Annotated in this window: 12 protein-coding genes and 1 pseudogene; 4 read left to right on the top strand and 9 right to left on the bottom strand. The window is 70.7% G+C overall.

The window, feature by feature from the left end:
• Positions 1-186: 186 nt before the first annotated feature.
• Both hemW and ACH4YL_RS35310 read right to left on the bottom strand, forming a co-directional pair.
• Positions 187-1419, bottom strand: coding sequence for a radical SAM family heme chaperone HemW (gene hemW, locus ACH4YL_RS35305; RefSeq protein ID WP_398511614.1), 1233 nt, complete (start codon positions 1417-1419; stop codon positions 187-189).
• 51 nt (positions 1420-1470) lie between these two features.
• Positions 1471-3426 (bottom strand): SpoIIE family protein phosphatase, encoded by a 1956-nt coding sequence (locus ACH4YL_RS35310; RefSeq protein WP_398511669.1) that lies wholly within the window; start codon positions 3424-3426, stop codon positions 1471-1473.
• 229 nt (positions 3427-3655) lie between these two features.
• Between ACH4YL_RS35310 and ACH4YL_RS35315 the strand changes: the two genes are divergently transcribed.
• The gene (locus ACH4YL_RS35315; RefSeq protein WP_398511670.1) at positions 3656-7756 is read left to right on the top strand and encodes a HAMP domain-containing protein; all 4101 of its coding nucleotides are present in this window, start codon (positions 3656-3658) and stop codon (positions 7754-7756) included.
• 10 nt (positions 7757-7766) lie between these two features.
• Entirely contained in the window at positions 7767-8351 is a 585-nt protein-coding gene (locus tag ACH4YL_RS35320) for a two-component system response regulator (RefSeq protein WP_398511615.1), read from the top strand.
• A gap of 247 nt (positions 8352-8598) precedes the next feature.
• On the opposite strand, the gene ACH4YL_RS35325 is transcribed toward ACH4YL_RS35320, so the two are convergent.
• Together ACH4YL_RS35325 and lepA are read right to left on the bottom strand one after the other, a co-directional pair.
• The gene (locus ACH4YL_RS35325; RefSeq protein ID WP_398511616.1) at positions 8599-10488 is read right to left on the bottom strand and encodes an AMP-dependent synthetase/ligase; all 1890 of its coding nucleotides are present in this window, start codon (positions 10486-10488) and stop codon (positions 8599-8601) included.
• A 332-nt stretch (positions 10489-10820) separates the two neighbouring features.
• Positions 10821-12686, bottom strand: a complete 1866-nt coding sequence (gene lepA / locus ACH4YL_RS35330) for a translation elongation factor 4 (protein ID WP_398511617.1) — start codon at positions 12684-12686, stop codon at positions 10821-10823.
• Positions 12687-12896: 210 nt separating this feature from the next.
• Here lepA and rpsT point away from each other — a divergent pair, with 210 nt between their 5' ends.
• On the top strand, positions 12897-13163 hold the full coding sequence (gene rpsT / locus ACH4YL_RS35335) for a 30S ribosomal protein S20 (protein ID WP_398511618.1): 267 nt from the start codon (positions 12897-12899) through the stop codon (positions 13161-13163).
• 328 nt (positions 13164-13491) lie between these two features.
• Here rpsT and holA read toward each other — a convergent pair whose 3' ends face one another.
• Positions 13492-14478 carry a DNA polymerase III subunit delta gene (gene holA / locus ACH4YL_RS35340; protein ID WP_398511619.1) on the bottom strand — a complete coding sequence of 329 codons (987 nt, stop codon included), beginning with the start codon at positions 14476-14478 and terminating at the stop codon, positions 13492-13494.
• Positions 14479-14535: 57 nt separating this feature from the next.
• On the opposite strand from holA, the gene ACH4YL_RS35345 reads away from it, so the two are divergent.
• Complete coding sequence (locus ACH4YL_RS35345) at positions 14536-14781, top strand: hypothetical protein (RefSeq protein ID WP_398511620.1); 246 nt, start codon at positions 14536-14538, stop codon at positions 14779-14781.
• Here ACH4YL_RS35345 and ACH4YL_RS35350 read toward each other — a convergent pair.
• From ACH4YL_RS35350 to ACH4YL_RS35365, 4 genes and pseudogenes are all read right to left on the bottom strand, one after another.
• Positions 14778-15560 (bottom strand): arylamine N-acetyltransferase, encoded by a 783-nt coding sequence (locus ACH4YL_RS35350; RefSeq protein WP_398511621.1) that lies wholly within the window; start codon positions 15558-15560, stop codon positions 14778-14780. The two genes, ACH4YL_RS35345 and ACH4YL_RS35350, sit on opposite strands and share 4 nt — an antisense overlap.
• 107 nt (positions 15561-15667) lie before the next feature.
• A pseudogene (locus ACH4YL_RS35355) lies at positions 15668-18259 on the bottom strand (ComEC/Rec2 family competence protein); the annotation flags it as partial.
• Positions 18256-19299, bottom strand: coding sequence for a helix-hairpin-helix domain-containing protein (locus ACH4YL_RS35360; RefSeq protein WP_398511622.1), 1044 nt, complete (start codon positions 19297-19299; stop codon positions 18256-18258). The pseudogene ACH4YL_RS35355 and the gene ACH4YL_RS35360, both read right to left, overlap by 4 nt.
• Positions 19300-19429: 130 nt before the next feature.
• Positions 19430-20275 carry a DegV family protein gene (locus ACH4YL_RS35365; RefSeq protein WP_398511623.1) on the bottom strand — a complete coding sequence of 282 codons (846 nt, stop codon included), beginning with the start codon at positions 20273-20275 and terminating at the stop codon, positions 19430-19432.
• Between the last annotated feature and the right edge of the window lie 36 nt (positions 20276-20311).

Below are 20311 nucleotides of genomic sequence, written 5' to 3' on the forward strand. Positions count from 1 at the left end.
GGCAGATCCCGGCCCCCGGACCACGTCGGCTGCGCGCCGCGGTGGCTGCGGGTCCCGGCCGCCGGAGGCGGCCTTCGCCAGCGCCCTCCCCCGCCGCCGACGGCGCGCAACCACCCACCGGAGGCGGTCACTGAACGTGACCCTGAAACGGGTGGGCGGGTGGGACAGGACGACCGCCGAAGGCGGTCAGTCCACCAGGTCCCGGACCACCGCGTCCGCGAGGAGCCGGCCGCGCAGCGTCAGGACCGCCTGGCCCGTCTCGTACGGGCCAGGCTCGAGCAAGCCGTCCTCCAGGGCCTTGCGCGAGGCCGACAGGCCGGACGGCCGCAGCAGCGACAGCGGTACGCCCTCGATGAGCCGGAGCTCCAGCAGGATCCGCTCCACCCGGCGGTCCTCCAAGGACAGGATTTCCCGCCCCGCCCCCGGTGACCTGCCTTCCGCCAGCGCCGCCGCATACGCCCCCGGGTGCTTCACGTTCCACCACCGCACCCCGCCCACATGGCTGTGCGCGCCGGGTCCCGCGCCCCACCAGTCCGCGCCCCGCCAGTAGAGCTCGTTGTGCAGGCACCGGCCCGCGTCGGTGGTCGCCCAGTTCGAGACCTCGTACCAGGAGTAGCCCGCCTCGGACAGCACCGAGTCCGCGATCAGATACCGGTCCGCGTGCACGTCGTCGTCCGTCATCGGCACCTCACCGCGCCGGATCCGCCGCGCCAGCTGTGTGCCCTCCTCCACGATCAGCGCGTACGCCGACACATGGTCCGGACCCGCTCCGACCGCCGCGGCCAGCGACGCGCGCCAGTCGTCGTCGCTCTCGCCCGGTGTGCCGTAGATCAGGTCGAGGTTCACGTGCGAGAAGCCCGCCGCCCGCGCCTCCGCGACGCACGCCTCGGGACGCCCCGGTGTGTGCGTGCGGTCCAGCACCTTGAGGACGTGCTGCTTCGCGCTCTGCATGCCGAAGGAGATCCGGTTGAAGCCGCCCGCCCGGAGCCGCTCCAGATACGCCGGGTCCACCGACTCCGGATTCGCCTCCGTCGTCACCTCCGCGTCGTCCGCGAGCCCGAACTCCTCCCGTACGGCATCCAGCATCCGTACGAGATCACCGGCATCGAGCAGCGTCGGCGTACCGCCTCCGACGAACACCGTCCGCACCTGCCGCGGGTCGTCGCCGAGCACCTTGCGGGCCAGCCGGATCTCGTCGGCGAGCGTCTCGGCGTAGTTGTCGCGGGAGGCGAGGACGCCGCCGGAGCCGCGCAGCTCGGTGGCGGTGTAGGTGTTGAAGTCGCAGTAGCCGCAGCGCGTGGCGCAGTACGGCACATGCAGGTAGAAGGCGAGCGGCCGGTCGCCGGCGCCGTCGAGCGCGGACGCGGGCAGCGCGCCGTCCTCGGGCATGGGCTCACCATCGGGCAGTACGGAAGGCATGCCCCCCATTGTCCGTCACCCGGGACGGCACCCGAACCGGGCAACTGGGACCTACTGCGCCTGAAGCACCAGCAGCGCCAGATCGTCACCCGGCGGCGTGTCCGCGAACTCGTACACCGCCTGCCTGATCCGTTCCGCGACGCCTTGGGCGGTCAGGCCCGCGCACCCCGCCAGCACCTTCGCGAGCCCGTCCCCGTCGTCGAACATCCGCGATCCCGAGCGCCGCTCCGTCACTCCGTCCGTGACACAGAGCAACGTGTCGCCGGGTTCCAGGTCGAAGGTCTGGCTCTGGTACGCCACGTCCTCGACGACCCCGAGCAGCACCTGCGGCTCCGCCGCCGTACGCACGCGGCCGTCGGGCCGCAGCAGCAGCGGCAGCGGATGGCCGGCGCTGGCCAGCGTGCACCGGACGCTTCCGCCGGGCCGCGGAGAAGGCACCAGCTCCCCGTACAGCAGGGACAGAAAGCGCGGCCCGTCGGGCACGCCGGGTCCACCCGCTCCCGCCACCAGCAGCGCCGCCGACTCCGCCGCCTCCATCGCGTCGTCGAGCAGCAGTCCGTTCAGCCGGTCGAGCACCTCGCCGACCTGGTAGCCCTCGCGGGCGAGCAGCCGCAGCCAGGGCCGGGCGAGGCCGGTGACGACGGCGGCCTCGGGGCCGCTGCCCTGGACGTCGCCGAGCATGAAGGACCAGCGGTTGTCGACCCCGGCCAGGAAGATGTCGTAGAAGTCGCCGCCGGCGAGGCCGTCGTCGCTCGGCTCGTACACGAGGAACCGGTCGACGCCGGGGATCCGGCCGACCTTGCGCGGCTGCAGCCCGCGCTGGAGGACCTTGCTGATGGTGGCCTGCCGGGTGTACTGGCGGGCGGCACCGATCGCGTGGGCCACCCGGCGGGCGAAGTCCTCGGTCAGCGCGGCCACTTCGTCCGGCACCCGGGACAGGTTCTGCTTGGCGATCAGCAGCGTGCCGACGCCGCGGCCGCCGGCCACGAGGCGGTAGGCGATGGCGGTGCCGTCGCGGCCGCCGCCCTGTTCTGTCCCGGCGGGCCACGGGATCGGCACGGGACCGCCGCTCGTGGAGTCCGCCAGCGGCGGCGGCTCCTTGGCCAGGACCTCGCGGAGCTTCTCGATGCGGGACTCGTCGCCGTGCCAGACCCGGGCGAGACGCTGTCCGAAGCTCTGACCGGGCGGCGGGTGAGGGCCGCCGCCGTCGAGCCAGATGGCGCACCAGTCGGCGAGCCGCGGCACGAGCAGCTGCGCGGCGAGCGCGGCGACCATGTCCTCGTCGAGCTGTCCGGCGAGCAGGTCGGAGGCCTCGGCGAGGAAGGAGAGCGCGCCCCGGCCGGCCAGGCTCTGGTCCACGCGGTCACCGCGGTCGTCCCGTACGCCGCCGCGGGGAGCGGGCGCGAGGATCTCGGCGGCGCGCAGTCCGCGGTGCAGGGCCGGTTCGGCGCCGGGCAGCGGGCAGGAGTCCCAGCCGTCGACGGGCAGCCGGGCCCAGACGGTCTTGAGGGCGGAGAGATAGGTGATGCCCCAGCGCTCGGCGAGCGCGCCGACGAGATGAAGTCCGCGCCCGTACTCGGGATCGCCGGAACGGTCCGACGCACCGTGGTGTTCGTTGCGTACGGAACGGGTGGGGTGGTGGTCGGAGACCTCGATGACCAGCGCGGCGGGCTCCTCGTCCACGGGCTGTTCCAGACGGCAGAGAAGCTCGACGGTGGTGCCCGCGTGCACAACGGCGTTGGTGACGAGCTCGTTGACGATGAGCACGGCGTCGTCGGCGAGGCGGTCGGTGCTGTGCTGCCCGGGCGGGCAGCCGCCGGTGCCGCGGCAGAAGCCGCAGGTGGCGAGCAGCCCGAGGTTGGTCCAGTCGGCCAGCGCGGCCCGCACGAAGCGGCGTGCGGCGGACGGCGCGAGCGGATTTCCCGGAAGGCTGGTACGCGAAACCGACCGCGTGTCACTCCGCAGTGGGTACAACGGAGTTGAGCGGATGACGGTGTCGCGCTGCATCGGAATGGACCCCACGTGCGGCTCCCGGTCGGTTCTGGCAATGCGCCGCTTTCGACACCGACAGAGTGACAGACTGAGCCTGCCCATAAGCGCCGAGTCACTGAAGTGGGCGGATATGAACAAAGACAGTGCGTTGCCGCCCGCCCAGCCGGCCTCCCGGCTGTCCGACCGGCCGCCGTCCGACGGGGCCTGGATCCGGGTGTCCGAACTACGTCCGCTGCTGGCGGCGATGACAGCACTTCGGGACGGTGACTTCCGGGTCCGTGTGGCAGAGACCCATGAGGACATGTCCGCGGAGCTGGCGGCGATGTTCAATCAGATCGCCGTCCGCAATCAGCACTTCGCGGACGAACTGACGCGCGTGCGCCGAGAGGTCGTACGACACGGACGGCTGGACGACCGGCTGTCCGCGAGCCCGGGGCAGGGCGCCTGGACCTCCGGCGTCACCAGTACGAACGCTCTGCTGGACGCTCTGGTGGTGCCCGCGGCGAACGCGACGCGGGTGCTGGACGCGGTCGCCGGCGGCGATCTGACCCAGCGGGTCGATCTGCACGACGGGAACCGGCAGTTGCGCGGCGACCTGCGCCGCCTCGGGCGCGCGGTCAACAAGATGGTGGACCAGCTCTCGCTGTTCACGGGCGAGGTGACACGGGTCGCGCGCGAGGTCGGCACCGAGGGCCGGCTCGGCGGACGGGCCAAGGTACAGGGCCTGTCGGGCAGTTGGCGGGACGTCACGGAGGCGGTCAACACGATGGCCTCCCGGCTGACCGCGCAGGTGCGTGACATCGCGGCGGTCACGACGGCTGTGGCACGCGGCGATCTGACCCGTACGGTCACGGTCGAGGCGACCGGTGAGCTGCTCGAGCTGAAGCTGACGGTCAACACGATGGTGGACCAGCTCTCCGCGTTCGCCGACGAGGTGACCAGGGTGGCCCGCGAGGTGGGCACGGAGGGCCAGTTGGGCGGCCGCGCGCAGGTCCGCGGCGTCTCCGGCGTCTGGAAGGACCTCACCGACAACGTCAACTTCATGGCGTCCAACCTGACCTCACAGGTCCGCAACATCGCCCAGGTCACCACCGCCGTCGCCAACGGCGACCTGTCGCAGAAGATCACGGTCGACGCCCAGGGCGAGATCCTGGAGCTCAAGTCGACCATCAACACCATGGTCGACCAGCTCTCCGCGTTCGCCGACGAGGTCACCCGCGTCGCCCGCGAAGTCGGCACCGAGGGAAACCTCGGCGGCCGCGCCCAGGTCCGCGGCGTCTCCGGCGTCTGGAAGGACCTGACGGAGAACGTCAACTTCATGGCCGACAACCTCACCTCACAGGTGAGGAACATCGCGCTCGTCTCGACGGCCGTCGCACAGGGCGATCTCGGCAAGAAGATCACGGTCGAGGCGAAGGGCGAGATCCTGGAGCTCAAGTCGACCATCAACACGATGGTGGACCAGCTCTCCGCGTTCGCCGACGAGGTCACCCGCGTCGCCCGCGAAGTCGGCACGGAAGGAAACCTCGGCGGCCAGGCCCAGGTCCGCGGCGTCTCCGGCGTCTGGAAGGACCTCACCGACAACGTCAACTTCATGGCGTCCAACCTGACCTCACAGGTCCGCAACATCGCCCAGGTCACCACCGCCGTCGCCAACGGCGACCTGTCCAAGAAGATCACCGTCGACGCCCGCGGCGAGATCCTGGAGCTGAAGGACACCGTCAACACGATGGTCCAGCAGCTGCGGGCCTTCGCCGACGAGGTCACCCGCGTCGCCCGAGAGGTCGGCACGGACGGCCGGCTCGGCGGCCGCGCCCAGGTCCTCGGCGTGACGGGCCTGTGGAAGGACCTCACCGACAACGTCAACTACATGGCCGACAACCTCACCTCACAGGTGCGGAACATCGCGCAGGTGGCGACGGCCGTGGCCCAGGGCGACCTGTCGAAGAAGATCGACGTGGACGCGCGCGGCGAGATCCTGGAGCTGAAGACCACCATCAACACCATGGTGGACACGCTCTCCTCGTTCTCCTCCGAGGTCACCCGCGTCGCGCGCGAGGTCGGTTCCGAGGGCCAGCTGGGCGGCCAGGCGCGCGTCGAGGGCGTGTACGGCACCTGGAAGCGGCTCACCACCAATGTCAACGAGCTCGCGCTCAACCTCACCACTCAGGTCCGCGCGATCGCCGAGGTGGCCTCCGCGGTCGCGCAGGGCGACATGTCCCGCTCGATCACCGTGGAGACCCGCGGCGAGGTCTCCGAGCTCAAGGACAACATCAACCTGATGGTGTCCAACCTCCGTGAGACGACCCGGGCCAAGGACTGGCTGGAGTCCAATCTGGCCCGGCTGGCCGGTCTGATGCAGGGCCACCGCGATCTGATGGAGGTCGCCGACCTGATCCTGCGCGAGCTGACGCCGCTGGTGAACGCGCAGTACGGCGCGTTCTTCCTGGCCGACCCGGACGGCGACGGCACCCCGTCCCGTACGACATCGACCACCAAGGGCCTCGCCTTCATCGCCGGTTACGGCTCCGCGCAGTCGGCGACCATCGACACCACCGGCATGCCGGGCCACGGCCTGGTCCGGCAGGCGGCGCTGGAGAAGAAGCGGATCCTGCTGGAGGAGGCGCCGCCGGACTACATCAAGATCAACTCAGGTCTGGGCGAGGCGTCTCCGGCCAGCGTCGTCATCATCCCGATCCTCTTCGAGGACAAGCTGCTCGGGGTGATCGAGCTGGCGTCCTTCTCCCGCTTCTCCGATGTCCACCTGGCCTTCTTCGACCAGTTCGTGAACACCATCGGCGTCGCGATCAACACGATCATCGCCAACTCCCGTACGGAATCGCTGCTCGGCGAGTCGCAGCGGCTGGCGGTCCAGCTCCAGGAGCGCTCGGACGAACTCCAGCGGCAGCAGGCCGAACTGCAGCGCTCGAACGCGGAACTGGAGGAGAAGGCCGCGCTGCTGGCGACCTCGTCGCAGTACAAGTCGGAGTTCCTGGCGAACATGTCGCACGAGCTGCGCACCCCGCTGAACTCGCTGCTGATCCTGGCCAGGCTGCTCTCCGACAACCCGGACGGCCATCTGTCCGGCCAGGAAGTGCAGTTCGCGACCACGATCCACCGCTCGGGCTCCGATCTGCTCCAGCTCATCAACGACATCCTCGACCTCTCCAAGATCGAGGCCGGCCGGATGGACGTACGGCCGAAGAAGCTGCCGCTGATCAAGCTGCTCGACTACGTCCATGCCACCTTCCGCCCGATCACGCTCGACCGCGGTCTTGCCTTCGAGGTCGGGGTCGGCGAGGACGTGCCGCGCGAGATGTACTCCGACGAGCAGCGGCTCCAGCAGATCCTGCGCAATCTGCTGTCCAACGCGATCAAGTTCACCTCCAGCGGCCGTGTCGAGCTGAGCGTGCGCCGGGTCAAGGACCCGGACGACGTACTGCTCAAGGGCATGGACGATCTGATCGCCTTCGCCGTCACGGACACCGGCATCGGCATCGCGCCGGAGAAACTGCCGGTGATCTTCGAGGCGTTCCAGCAGGCCGACGGCACCACCAACCGCAAGTACGGCGGCACGGGTCTCGGCCTGTCCATCAGCCGGGAGATCGCCGGTCTGCTCGGCGGCCGCATCATCGCGGAGAGCGAGCCCGGCAAGGGCTCCACCTTCACGCTGTACGTGCCCGTGCTGTACCCGGGGCACCTCGGCGCGGAGAGCGACGGTTCGTACGACGGGCACGACGTGCAGGAGCTGCGCTCGGGACCGCTGACCGCGCCCGAGCGCCAGCACGCCGACCATCTGCCGTCCCGTCCGGACGTGGACGACGGCTGGCCCACGACGACCAAACTGGAGGAGTGGAAGTCGGGCCGGGCGGGTCAGATCCTGTCCGGCCGCCGGGTCCTGATCGTCGACGACGACATCCGCAATGTCTTCGCGCTCACGCATGTGCTGGGCCGGGTGGGCATGCCGGTGCTGTACGCGGAGAACGGCAGGGAAGGCATCGAGACGCTGGAGCGGAACCCGGACGTCGAACTGGTCCTGATGGACATCATGATGCCGGAGATGGACGGCTACGAAACGATCGAGGCGATCCGGCGCAGCCCGCTGTGGACCGACCTGCCGATCGTGGCGCTCACCGCGAAGGCGATGCCCGGAGACCGCGAGAAGTCGATCGCGCAGGGCGCGAACGAGTATGTGCCGAAGCCCGTCGACGTGGACCGGCTGCTGACGGTCGTCTGCGCCGTGCTCGACCCCGAGGGCCAGGGCGACTCGGCCGAAGCAGCACACGAAGTACCGGCGCAGCCGAACGGCGAAGGGGAGCCGGCTGCACCGCCGACCATCACGTGAGGCAGACACGATGAGCACAGAGGCACCCATCGCCGACCGCGCGAGCATCCTGCTCGTGGACGACATGGAGGACAATCTCGTCGCCCTTGAGGCAGTCCTCGGGTCCCTCAACGAACCGCTGGTGAGGGCGCGTTCGGGAGAAGAGGCAATGAAGGCGCTGCTGCGGCAGAAGTTCGCGGTGGTGCTGCTGGACGTACGGATGCCGGGCATGGACGGCTTCGAGACGGCGTCCAACATCAAGCGGCTCGACCAGACGAAGGACGTACCGATCATCTTTCTGACCGGGACGGAGGCGGACAGCGGCTATGCGTTCCGCGGGTACGCGACCGGAGCGGCGGACTTTCTGACCAAGCCCTTCGACCCGTGGGTGCTGCGGGCGAAGGTGAACGTGTTTCTCGATCTGCACCGCAAGAACCGGCAGTTGGAGCGCGCGCTGGCGCGAGAGCAGGAACAGCTCGGGGAGATAACGGAGCGCCTGACGGCGATCGAGACGGAGCTGGGCCGCAGCGGCCCGAGCGATGTGCCGGAGCTGCGGATGCAACTGGCGAGGATGGAGGAGATCCTCCAGGACCTGCGCCGCGGCAGGGGTGTGTGACCGAGGCTGTGCCCGGGCCCGCACCGGGCCTGCTGGGGCAACGCTGCGGGGTCCCCGACGCGGTACGGGGATGGCCATCCCCGCGCAGGGGGCTGGGTCCCGGGGCAGAGCCCCACTGGTTGTCCCCCGCGCCCGGCAGGGCGCAGGGGGCTGGGGCCGGGCAGAGGCCCCGGTGATCCCCTGCGCCCGCCGGGGCGCAGGGGACGGGGTTCGGGGCGGAGCCCCGAGGGCCCGGGCTCCGCTCCGGTCAGGCCTCGCGCGCGCCGTCGTACATGTCCTCGATCAGGTCCTTGTACTCCCGCTCGACGACCGGCCTCTTCAGCTTGAGGCTCGGCGTCAGCTCGCCGTGCTCGATGTCCAGGTCGCGCGGCAGCAGCCGGAACTTCTTGATCGTCTGCCAGCGCTGCAGCCCCTCGTTGAGGCGCTTCACATAGCCGGCAATCAGCTCTTCGACTTCCTTGGTGGCCACGACCTCGGCGTATGTCTTGCCGTCCAGGCCGTTCTCCTTGGCCCAGCCGAGGATCGTGGGCTCGTCCAGCGCGATCAGCGCGGTGCAGAAGTTACGGTCCGCGCCGTGCACCAGGATGTTGGAGACGAACGGGCACACCGCCTTGAACTGGCCCTCGACCTCCGCCGGCGCGATGTACTTGCCGCCCGACGTCTTGATCAGGTCCTTCTTGCGGTCGGTGATCCGCAGATAGCCGTCGGCGGAGAGTTCGCCGATGTCGCCGGTGTGGAGCCAGCCGTCGGACTCCAGGACTTCCGCGGTCTTCTCCGGCAGCCCGTGGTAGCCCTCCATGATGCCGGGGCCACGCAGCAGGATCTCGCCGTCATCCGCGATGCGCACCTCGGTGCCGGGCACCGGCTTGCCGACCGTGCCCGTGCGGTACGCCTCTCCGGGGTTGACGAACGACGCGGCGCTCGACTCGGTGAGGCCGTAGCCCTCGAGGATGTGGATCCCGGCGCCGGCGAAGAAGTAGCCGATGTCCGGGGCGAGCGCGGCGGAGCCGGAGACGGCGGCACGCAGCCGCCCGCCGAAGGCCTCCCGCAGCTTGGAGTAGACGAGCGCGTCGGCGACCTTGTGCTTTGCGGTCAGGCCGAAGGGCGCGGAGGCCGTGCCCGTACGCCGGAAGTTGTCCTGCGAGGCCTTGGCGTACTCGCGCGAGATGCCGGCCGCCCACTGGAAGATCTTGTACTTGGCGCCGCCGGCGGCCCGTGCCTTCGCCGCGACTCCGTTGTAGACCTTCTCGAAGATCCGCGGCACGGCCGCCATATAGGTCGGCTGCACCACCGGCAGGTTTTCGATGATCTTGTCGACACGGCCGTCCACCGCGGTGACATGGCCGACCTCGATCTGGCCGGAGGTCAGCACCTTGCCGAAGACGTGGGCGAGCGGCAGCCAGAGGTACTGGACGTCCTCCGGGCCGATCAGCCCGGTGGCGGCCATGGCTTTGGCCATGTACGACCAGTTGTCGTGCGGCAGCCTCACACCCTTGGGCCGGCCGGTGGTACCGGAGGTGTAGATCAGCGTCGCCAGCTGGTCGGACCTGATCGCCCCGATCCGCTCCTTGACCGCCTCCGGGTGCTTCTCCAGGTACTGCGCACCGCGCGCCTCCAGGTCGGCGAGCGAGACGACCCAGCCCTCGGGGTCGCTCTCGTCCGGCTCCACACCCGTCATGTCGAAGACGACGACATGCTTGAGACCCTCCAGCTCGGCGCGCCGCTCGCGCGCCTTGGCCAGCTGGGATGCGTCTTCCGCGATCAGCACCCTGCTGCCGGAGTCGGAGAGAATGTACGCCGACTCCTCGGCGTTCGTGGACGGGTAGACCGTCGTGGTCGCACCGCCTGCGCACATCACACCGAGGTCGCAGAGGATCCACTCGATCCGGGTGGCCGAGGCGAGCGCGACCCGGTCCTCGGACTGCACGCCGAGGTCGATCAGACCTGCCGCGACGGCGTAGACCCGCTCCGCGGCCTGCCCCCAGCTCAGCGACTTCCAGTCGTCGGGCCCGTGACCGGCGGCGGGAGCCACCGGATAGCGGTATGCCTCGGCGTCCGGCGTGGCCGCCACCCGCTCGGTGAACAAGGTCGCCACCGAGGCGGGTCGGTTCTCGATCAGGGTCTGTGTGTCGCTCATCGACGTCCTCCGGGCCTGCGGCAGCACTGCACGACTGGCTGTTTCTAACTGGCGAGTAACCTTCGAGCCGTGATCAGAGTAGAGCGCAGTTTGCCTGTACGAAAGAGGCTGCAGGCTGCCGCTTGATAACGAACGGGCCGGATGGACCGCCGCTCCAATCCGATGATCGGTGCAATGGCCATCTATTGAGGGATGCGACCGGAGACTGGCCGGAAACATACGAAGAGCGCCCTTCCGGATGAACGGAAGGGCGCTCTTCGCGAACTGTTGTGACGCCCGTGACGGGCGGGGCCCGCTCGACGGGCGGGGGCTGCGACGAGGCGGGCCGGGGGCTACTTCTTGCCCTTGGGCGCCTCGTCGCTGGACAGCACGGCGATGAAGGCCTCCTGCGGGACCTCCACATTGCCGACCATCTTCATCCGCTTCTTGCCTTCCTTCTGCTTCTCCAGCAGCTTCCGCTTACGGGAGATGTCACCGCCGTAGCACTTGGCGAGCACGTCCTTGCGGATGGCACGGATGGTTTCGCGGGCGATGACGCGGGAGCCGATGGCGGCCTGGATCGGCACCTCGAATGCCTGCCGGGGAATGAGCTCGCGCAGCTTGGCCACGAGCCGCACGCCGTAGGCGTACGCCGCGTCCTTGTGCGTGATGGCGGAGAACGCGTCGACCTTGTCGCCGTGCAGCAGGATGTCGACCTTCACCAGGCTGCCGGCCTGCTCGCCGGTGGGCTCGTAGTCGAGCGAGGCGTAACCGCGCGTCTTGGACTTCAGCTGGTCGAAGAAGTCGAAGACGATCTCGGCGAGGGGCAGGGTGTAGCGGATCTCGACCCGGTCCTCGGAGAGATAGTCCATGCCGAGCAGCGTGCCGCGGCGGGTCTGGCAGAGCTCCATGATCGAGCCGATGAACTCGCTCGGGGCGAGGATCGTGGCCCGTACGACCGGCTCGTGAACGTCGGAGATCTTGCCCTCGGGGAACTCGCTCGGGTTGGTGACCGTGTGCTCGACCCCGTCCTCCATGACGACGCGGTAGACCACGTTCGGCGCGGTGGCGATCAGATCGAGGCCGAACTCGCGCTCCAGCCGCTCACGGATCACATCCAGGTGCAGCAGGCCGAGGAAGCCGACGCGGAAGCCGAAGCCCAGGGCCGCGGAGGTCTCCGGCTCGTAGACCAGCGCGGCGTCGTTGAGCTGGAGCTTGTCGAGCGCGTCGCGCAGCTCCGGGTAGTCCGAGCCGTCCAGCGGATAGAGGCCGGAGAAGACCATCGGCTTCGGGTCCTTGTACCCGCCGAGTGCCTCGGTCGCGCCCTTGTTGAGGGAGGTGATCGTGTCACCGACCTTGGACTGACGCACGTCCTTGACGCCGGTGATGATGTAGCCCACCTCGCCGACGCCGATGCCGTCGGCCGGGGTCATCTCCGGCGACGAGACGCCGATCTCCAGCAGCTCGTGGGTGGCCCCGGTGGACATCATCCGGATCCGCTCACGCTTGTTGAGCTGGCCGTCGACGACTCGCACATACGTCACGACACCGCGGTACGAGTCGTAGACCGAGTCGAAGATCATCGCGCGGGCGGGCGCGTCGGCGACGCCGACCGGTGCGGGCACGTCGCGTACCACCCGGTCCAGCAGCGCCTCGACTCCGAGACCGGTCTTCGCGGAGACCTTCAGGACGTCCTCGGGCTGGCAGCCGATGAGGTTCGCCAGCTCCTCGGAGAACTTCTCCGGCTGGGCCGCCGGCAGGTCGATCTTGTTCAGCACCGGGACGATGGTGAGGTCGTTCTCCATCGCCAGATAGAGGTTGGCGAGAGTCTGCGCCTCGATGCCCTGAGCGGCGTCGACGAGCAGGACCGTGCCCTCGCAGGCCGCGAGCGAACGGGACACCTCGTACGTGAAGTCCACGTGCCCCGGGGTGTCGATCATGTTCAGGATGTGGGTCGTGCCCTGGTCCGGACCCTCGCTGGGCGCCCACGGCAGCCGGACCGCCTGGGACTTGATCGTGATGCCACGCTCGCGCTCGATGTCCATACGGTCGAGGTACTGAGCGCGCATCTGCCGCTGCTCGACCACGCCGGTCAGCTGGAGCATCCGGTCGGCAAGGGTCGACTTGCCGTGGTCGATGTGCGCGATGATGCAGAAATTGCGGATCAGCGCCGGGGCGGTACGGCTCGGCTCGGGCACGTTGGTAGGAGTCGCGGGCACGCAGGGTCCTGATTCTTGAGACGCGGGGCGTCTCGTCTCGGGCGATGTCGGATCGATACGTAGCCTCTATCGTCCCATGGGTACGGGACTGCGCCCGGTTTGGGCCGGTCGATCGGTGGCTGGTAGCCTGGGCAGCTGTGTCTCTCGCGCGCTCTCAGCGCGGGGCGCAACCTCAGAATCAAGTTTCACCGAACCTGAAAAGGCTCTTTCGTGGCGAACATCAAGTCCCAGATCAAGCGGAACAAGACGAACGAGAAGGCGCGCCTGCGCAACAAGGCCGTCAAGTCCTCGCTCAAGACCGCGATCCGCAAGGCCCGTGAGGCTGCCGCCGCGGGTGACGTCGAGAAGGCCTCCGTGGCCGCTCGCGAGGCGACCCGCAAGCTCGACAAGGCTGTCTCGAAGGGCGTCATCCACAAGAACGCCGCCGCCAACAAGAAGTCGGCGCTGGCTTCCAAGGTTGCCTCCCTCCAGGGCTGAGCCAACTTGCTGTAACTCCCGGGGGCGACCCCCGGACCCCCGGCAGCCACCCTCACAGGTGACGCGCCGGACGACTTGATCGCCGGAACGGACTCAGCGGGCCCTCTCTACCGCTCCTGACCGGCACCTTCGCGCCGCACACGGCCTGCGTTCGCCACGCGGGTGCGGCGCACCATCTTGAACCGCAGGGCCCCGGCCGACCGTCCTTCCCCAGGACGGTGGCCGGGGCCTTCGGCGTGTACGGGGAGTGTGGGGCGGGGGCGCACGGGGGCGTGGGAGGGCGCGGGCGGCCGTTCGGGTGGGCGTCCGGCGTCGCGCGGGCCAGAGGCTAGCGGCGGGAGCGGGCCGCGCGGGCGATCGCGACGACCGCCTTCTCCAGCGCGTACTCCGGGTCGTCACCGCCGCCCTTCACACCCGCGTCCGCCTCCGCGACGGCGCGCAGCGCCACCGCCACGCCGTCCGGAGTCCAGCCACGCATCTGCTGCCTGACCCGGTCGATCTTCCACGGCGGCATGCCCAGCTCACGGGCAAGGTCGGCGGGCCTGCCGCCGCGGGCCGAGGAGAGCTTGCCGATCGCCCGGACCCCCTGCGCCAGCGCGCTGGTGATCAGCACCGGCGCGACCCCGGTCGACAGCGACCAGCGCAGCGCCTCCAGCGCCTCCGCCGCCCGGCCCTCCACAGCACGGTCGGCGACCGTGAAGCTGGAGGCCTCGGCCCGGCCCGTGTAGTACCGCCCGACGACCGCCTCGTCGATCGTGCCCTCGACGTCCGCGGCAAGCTGGGACACCGCGCTCGCCAGCTCCCGCAGATCGCTGCCGATGGAGTCGACGAGCGCCTGGCACGCCTCCGGCGTCGCCGACCGCCCCAGCGCGCGGAACTCGGACCGCACGAAGGTGAGCCGCTCGGCCGGCTTCGTCGTCTTCGGACAGGCGACCTCGCGAGCCCCGGACTTGCGGGCCGCATCCAGCAGTCCCTTGCCCTTCGCGCTGCCGGGATGCAGCAGGACGAGGGTGATCTCCTCGGCCGGTGCGTCGAGATACGCCTTGATGTCCTTGATCGTGTCGGCGGAGAGATCCTGCGCGTTCCGCACGATGACGACCTTGCGCTCGGCGAAGAGCGAAGGGCTGGTCAACTCGGCGAGGGTGCCGGGCTGGAGCTGGTCGGCGGTGAGGTCGCGTACGTCCGTGTCGGCGTCGGCGGCCCGCGCGGCCGCCACCACCTGCTGCACCGCGCGGTCGAGGAGCAGATCCTCCTGGCCCACGGCGAGCGTGACGGGGGCGAGCGGGTCGTCGGTCGAGTTTCTCCTGGTGGCCATCGCGGTCCAGCATCCCACGCGCCACTGACACTCCGTCCCGTACCGGAGAATGGCCGAGTGAGTGAAGGACGACATGTACTGGTGCTGCCCGACCGCGACTCTGCGGAGGAGGTGGCGGTAGAGCTGGCCGGCCGGTTCGGAGTGACCGACGAGCCGAAGCTCGTACGAGACGCGCTGGCCGGTGAGGACGACGCCGAGGACGCCCAGTGGCTGGTCGTGGTGGAGGACCCCGCGGCACGCCTGGACCCCCTGGCGCTGGACGACTTCGCCGCGGAGTACGAAGGCTGGCTCGAGGCGCCTTAGCCGGTGCCTGCGGGGCGCGGGTCGGGCGGCAGGCGGTCCAGGTCGAGACCGAAGTGGTCGCGGTAGGCAGCGAGGACTGCGGCGTCGTCGGCCAGCGGCTGCTCTTGGCGCTCACCGCCCACGGTGGTGACCAGCTTGCGGCCGCTGAGCGTGATCCGGCCCTCGGGGGTGAGCCGGGAGCAGACGATGGACTTGGGGAAGTGCGATTCCGGTGAGGTGCGGTGCCACCAGGCGCCGGCCCGGAAGTCGTCCAGGCTGTGGGGCCGCGTCTCAAGCCGGAACTGCGGCTTGCCGTCGCGGTGGACATCGAGGTCACCATGCTCCGCAGCCTCGACGATGCGGAACGTGCCCGCCGGGTCGCTCTGGTCACCGCGCTCGTCGAACAACAGCGGATGGTGCGCATGGTCGCCGAAGCCGACGTCGGCCAGCCAGCGGCCCGTGTCGTCCGCCGCCTCGACGAGCAGCGCGAGATGGTCGTACGGGATGCCGAGCCGTCCGTCGCCGCCGAACACGCGCCCCTGCAGCAGGCTGACCGTGAACCCGAGATCGCGCAGCAACGCGGCGAACGCACCGTTGAGTTCGTAGCAGAATCCACCGCGGCGCGCCTCCACGATCTTGGCGAGCAGCGCCTTCTCCTCCAGCACGATGTCCTCGCCGAGGTGGATGGAGAGGTTCTCGAAGGGGACCGCCTGCAAGTGGCGCAGCTGCAGATCGCGCAGCGCGGCTGCGTCGGGACGGGCCGGGCGGTCGGCGCCGATGCGGCGGAGGTAGTCGTCCATGGGCAAAGTGTGACGCGTGGCGCCTTCGCGCACCATGGACCGGTGGTCCTAGGGCTGTCGCCCGAGAGGTGCACGCGTCCGGCGCGCGGCCTGCGCCGACGCAGATTGGCCCGGAGCCCACGTCCGGTCCCGGTCACCGCGATCGGCCCGTCCGTGTCGGTGCGCAGCACCACGGCTCCCGCCGCACGGAGCGCGCCCACTGTGCTCGGCGCAGGGTGGCCGTACAGGTTGTCCCGCCCGACGGAGATCAACGCCAGCCTCGGGCGCACGGCGCGCAGCAGGCCGGGATGCTGGTGAGCGGAGCCGTGGTGGGCGACCTTGAGGACGTCCACCGCCGGGAGTGCGGGATACGCACGTAACAGCCCACGTTGTGCCGGTGGTTCGAGATCTCCGAGCAGCAGGAGACTCGGGCCGCGCTCGATCCGCACGAGCACCGTGACGCTGGCGTCGTTGGGCCCCTCGGGCAGGAAGCCGGGGCCGAGGAGGCCGGTTGGCCGGGGCCAGAGGACCTGCCAGGTCAGCCCGCCCAGCCGGCGCCGCTCCCCCAAGCCCGCACGGATCACCGGCACCCGCGCCTCCGCCGTCGCTCTGCGGACGAACGCGCTCTGTTCTCGCGGCTCGTCGAACGTCGTCGTCTGCACCGCGCCGACCGCTCTGCCCCGCAACACCCCGGGCAGCCCGCGGACATGATCCGCGTGGAAGTGCGTCAGGAGGACCAGCGGGACGGTGGTGACAGCGAGGTCGCGCAGACACCGGTCGACGAGCTCCGGGTCGGGGCCGGCGTCCACGACCACAGCCGCGCCGTGGCCCGCGGCCAGCACAGCCGCGTCACCCTGCCCGACGTCGCACATCGCGAACGTCCAGCCGGGCGGCGGCCAGCCGGTGAGGACCCTGGTGAGCGGGGCCGGGCGCACGACGGCGAGCAGCAGCACCAGCACGCAGGCGGCGGTAGCCCATGGATGCCGCGACAGCTTCCGGCCGAGCAGCACGACCACGCCGGTGAGGGCGGCGAGCAGCAGGCCGCCGCGCCAGCCGCCCGGCCAGTCGGTCTGCGCTCCGGGCAGCGCCGCTCCGGTACGTGCGACCGAGGCGATCCATCCGGCGGGCCAGCCTGCGCACTGGGCCAGCAGCTCGGCGAGCGGCATCGCCACCGTGGCGGCGGCGAGTGCGGCGAAGCCGAGAACCGTCGCCGGAGCGACCGCGAGCTCCGCGATCAGGTTGCAGGGGATCGCCACCAGGCTGACTCTGGCCGCGAAGACCGCCACCACAGGTGCGCACACGACCTGCGCCGCGGCGGCAGCGGCCAGCGCCTCGGCGAGCCTGGGCGGCACCCTTCTGCGTTGCAGCGCCGCGCTCCAGCCGGGAGCCACGGTGAGCAGTGCGCCGGTGGCCAACACGGAGAGCAGGAAGCCGTAACTCCGGGCGAGCCAGGGGTCGTACAGGACGAGCAGCAGCACGGCGGCCCCGAGCGCGGGGATGAGTGACCGGCGTCGGCCCGTCCCGATGGCGAGCAGCGTGACCGCCCCGCAGGCCGCCGCCCGCAGCACGCTCGGCTCCGGCCGGCACACGATCACGAAGGCGAGTGTGAGCGCGCCACCGAGCAGTGCCGTGCCTCGCAGGGTGATGCCCAACCGTGGTGCGAGTCCGCCCCGTTCGGCCAGCAGGGCCGTGCCCGGCGGGCCGATCAGCAGCACGAGGACGATGGTCAGATTGCTTCCTGACACGGCGAGCAGATGCGTGAGGTCGGTCGCTTCGAATGCGTCCCGCAGCTCCGGTGTGATCCGCGAGGTGTCTCCGACGACCAGCCCGGGCAGCAGGGCCCGGGCGTCCGGCGGCAGCCCGTCCGCGGCCTGCCGCAGTCCGGCCCGGAGGCCTCCGGCCGTGCGCTGAAGGCCCGTTGGCGGGCCGATGATCTCAGGCGGACCGGCTCGCGCTCTCAGCACGGCCGCGAACCTGTCGTCGGCGTGCAGCGGCGGCGCGAGCCGTCCCGCGAGCCGCAGCCGGGTCGATGGCAGCAGCCGCTGCCACCGCGCGACGGACCCGGAGGACGGCGCGTCGGCCCGCACGACCACCAGGACGGGCGTCCGGATCGCGGTGACCGCACCGTCCGACGTCGTCACCCGGATCGCTTCCGCGTCCAGCACCAACGATCCTGGCGCCATGTGGGCACCGCTGACCCGGGGCCGGACGATCCGTGGATCGGAGGTGACCTTCAACTCCACTGTGGCGTGCGCGTATCGGTCAGCCAGCGCGGGAAGCGGCCCACGGCGCAGGTCCGCGCCATGCAGCCCGGCCGAGGCCGCACCGGCGGCGGCGCACAGCAGGATCGCCGCCAGAGCGGTGGCGTTGAGCCGTCGTCGACGTCGAGTCCCTCGAGTGTCCGGTTCAGCGTCGCCTTCCGAGCCTTCCGAGCCTTGGGAGCCTCTCGACGGACGGCCGCCGGAACCGGCGCTCACACGCGCCGCACGCCCCGCACACACCGCACGTACCGCCGCCGGAGTCAGCAACAGCAGCCCCGCCACAACGCAGACCGCCACGCCGACCGCCGTCCACCAGCCGCCCGCGCCAACCGCGAGAGCGGCGGCGCCCCAAGCCGCCAGGGCCGGCGGCACCAGCCGCAGATCGGCCGGCCCTTCCTGCCGCGGGTCGGCAGCTCCCAGGCGGTGGCCCGACGCGGCGTGGACCGTCTGGCGCGTCATGGCCGTACGAGGGTCTGGAGGTCCGCGAACCGGCGGTCGCCGATCCCGTTGACCTCGCGGAGTTCGTCGACGGACCGGAACCCACCGTGCTGAGTGCGGTAGTCGACGATGTGCTGCGCCAGCACGGGTCCCACTCCCGGCAGCGTGTCGAGCTGCTCCACGGTGGCCGAGTTGAGACTCAACGGCCCCGCCTGGGCGCCGCCCGAGCCGGAGCCACCCGAGCTCAGGCCGCCCGCAGCGGTTCCGGAGTTGCCCGATCCGGCAGGGTGCGCTCCCGGCGGACCGCCCACCACTACCTGCTCCCCGTCCATGAGCACCCGCGCACGGTTGAGACCTGTCAGGTCTGTGCCCGCCTTGACGCCTCCCGCCGCACGGAGCGCATCGGCGACCCGGGACCCGGCGGGCAGCTGCAACACCCCTGGCCGCCGCACTTTGCCGCTGACGTCGACGACGATCCGGGCGCCAGGACCGGCCCCGGGCTGCGGCGCCGGACCCGGTGAAGGCCTCGGCTCCGATGTGGCCGCGCCCTGCTGGACCAATTGCGGCGCGCTTACGGTCTGCGGCCGCCCCGCCCAGAAGTGCTGCACGGCGAACACCGCCGCCACCACGAGCACAACCGCCAGCGCCGCGAGCGTCCTGGGCTCGAGCCCGCATCTGAGCTGCATCCACAACGGCAACCGCTCCCGCACCGCGAGCCCCGCCCGTCGGCGCATCCCCGTGCCCGCGGCCAGACCGGCATCGGCACTGCCGCGGCCGGCGGAATCGACGGGCGGCGCGGGCCCAACAGCCGTGCCCGCACCGCCCACCGGCCCCACGAACAGGGCATCCCGGCGATGCAGCGCCGCGGTCGAAGCGACAGCCACGCGTCTGCCTCGCACGCGGGTCGGACCACCCCTGGCCGTCGGACCACCCCTGGTCGAGCCACCATGCGCGGAGCGGACCCGGGTCGGACCGCCCCGTGCGGGTCCGACGCGGGCGCGGCCGTCCGAGGCCGGAGCGCGGCCCGGCCCACTGGTTGCGGAACGTGATCGAAGTGCCATGTCACAGGACGGTAGGCACATCCGTCCGGACCCGCTGAGCGGCTCCAATTTCCGTGGACAACCGGCCTGTTGTGGATAACTCGGTCACCCACGCGAGCGACAGAACGGCAGACCAAGCCCACGACGCGCCTCAGCGCGGCGAGACCACAGCCCCCAGCAGCCCCGGACCCGTGTGCGCTCCGATCACCGCGCCCACCTCGCTGACATGCAGATCGGCCAGGCCCGGCACCCGCTCACGCAGCCGTTCCGCAAGCGCCGCGGCCCGTTCCGGCGCGGCCAGATGGTGCACGGCGATGTCCACGCCACTGGTGCCCGCCCGTTCGACGACGATCTCCTCCAGACGCGCGATTGCCTTCGACGCCGTACGCACCTTCTCCAGCAGCTCGATCCGGCCGCCGTCCAGCTGCAGCAGCGGTTTCACGGCGAGCGCCGAGCCCAGCAGCGCCTGCGCGGCTCCGATCCGGCCGCCGCGCCGCAGGTAGTCCAAGGTGTCGACGTAGAAGAAGGCGGACGTGCCCGCCGCCCGCTTCTCCGCGGCCGCCACCGCCTCGTCCAGCGTGCCGCCGCCCTCGGCCGCCTCCGCGGCCGCCAGCGCGCAGAATCCCAGTGCCATCGCGACCATCCCGGTGTCCACCACGCGCACCGGCACCGGGGCGTCCTTGGCGGCGAGCACGGCGGCGTCGTACGTCCCGGAGAACTCCGACGACAGATGGAGTGAGACGATGCCGGTCGCGCCGGCCGCCGCGCTCGCACGGTACGTCTCGGCGAACACTTCGGGGCTCGGCCGCGAGGTGGTCACGGGACGTCGCTTCTGCAACGCCAGCGCGAGCGAGCGGGCCGAGATCTCGGTGCCCTCTTCGAGTGCTTGATCGCCAAGTACGACGGTCAGCGGCACCGCGACGATGCCGTGGCGCTCCATCGTCGGCGGCGGCAGGTAGGCCGTGGAATCGGTGACGATCGCGACATGGCGGGACATGAGCGGGAGGTTACCCGCAGCGGCCGCCGGACGGCA

This window comes from Streptomyces sp. NPDC020681 (assembly GCF_044334895.1).
Taxonomy (GTDB): Bacteria; Actinomycetota; Actinomycetes; order Streptomycetales; family Streptomycetaceae; genus Streptomyces.

Bases quoted from the DNA above. Each gene is read 5' to 3' on its own strand.
- hemW (WP_398511614.1), bottom strand. From the start codon at position 1,419: ATGCCTTCCGTACTGCCCGATGGTGAGCCCATGCCCGAGGACGGCGCG.
- ACH4YL_RS35310 (WP_398511669.1), bottom strand. From the start codon at position 3,426: ATGCAGCGCGACACCGTCATCCGCTCAACTCCGTTGTACCCACTGCGG.
- ACH4YL_RS35315 (WP_398511670.1), top strand. From the start codon at position 3,656: ATGACAGCACTTCGGGACGGTGACTTCCGGGTCCGTGTGGCAGAGACC.
- ACH4YL_RS35320 (WP_398511615.1), top strand. From the start codon at position 7,767: ATGAGCACAGAGGCACCCATCGCCGACCGCGCGAGCATCCTGCTCGTG.
- ACH4YL_RS35325 (WP_398511616.1), bottom strand. From the start codon at position 10,488: ATGAGCGACACACAGACCCTGATCGAGAACCGACCCGCCTCGGTGGCG.
- holA (WP_398511619.1), bottom strand. From the start codon at position 14,478: ATGGCCACCAGGAGAAACTCGACCGACGACCCGCTCGCCCCCGTCACG.
- ACH4YL_RS35350 (WP_398511621.1), bottom strand. From the start codon at position 15,560: ATGGACGACTACCTCCGCCGCATCGGCGCCGACCGCCCGGCCCGTCCC.
- ACH4YL_RS35360 (WP_398511622.1), bottom strand. From the start codon at position 19,299: ATGGCACTTCGATCACGTTCCGCAACCAGTGGGCCGGGCCGCGCTCCG.
- ACH4YL_RS35365 (WP_398511623.1), bottom strand. From the start codon at position 20,275: ATGTCCCGCCATGTCGCGATCGTCACCGATTCCACGGCCTACCTGCCG.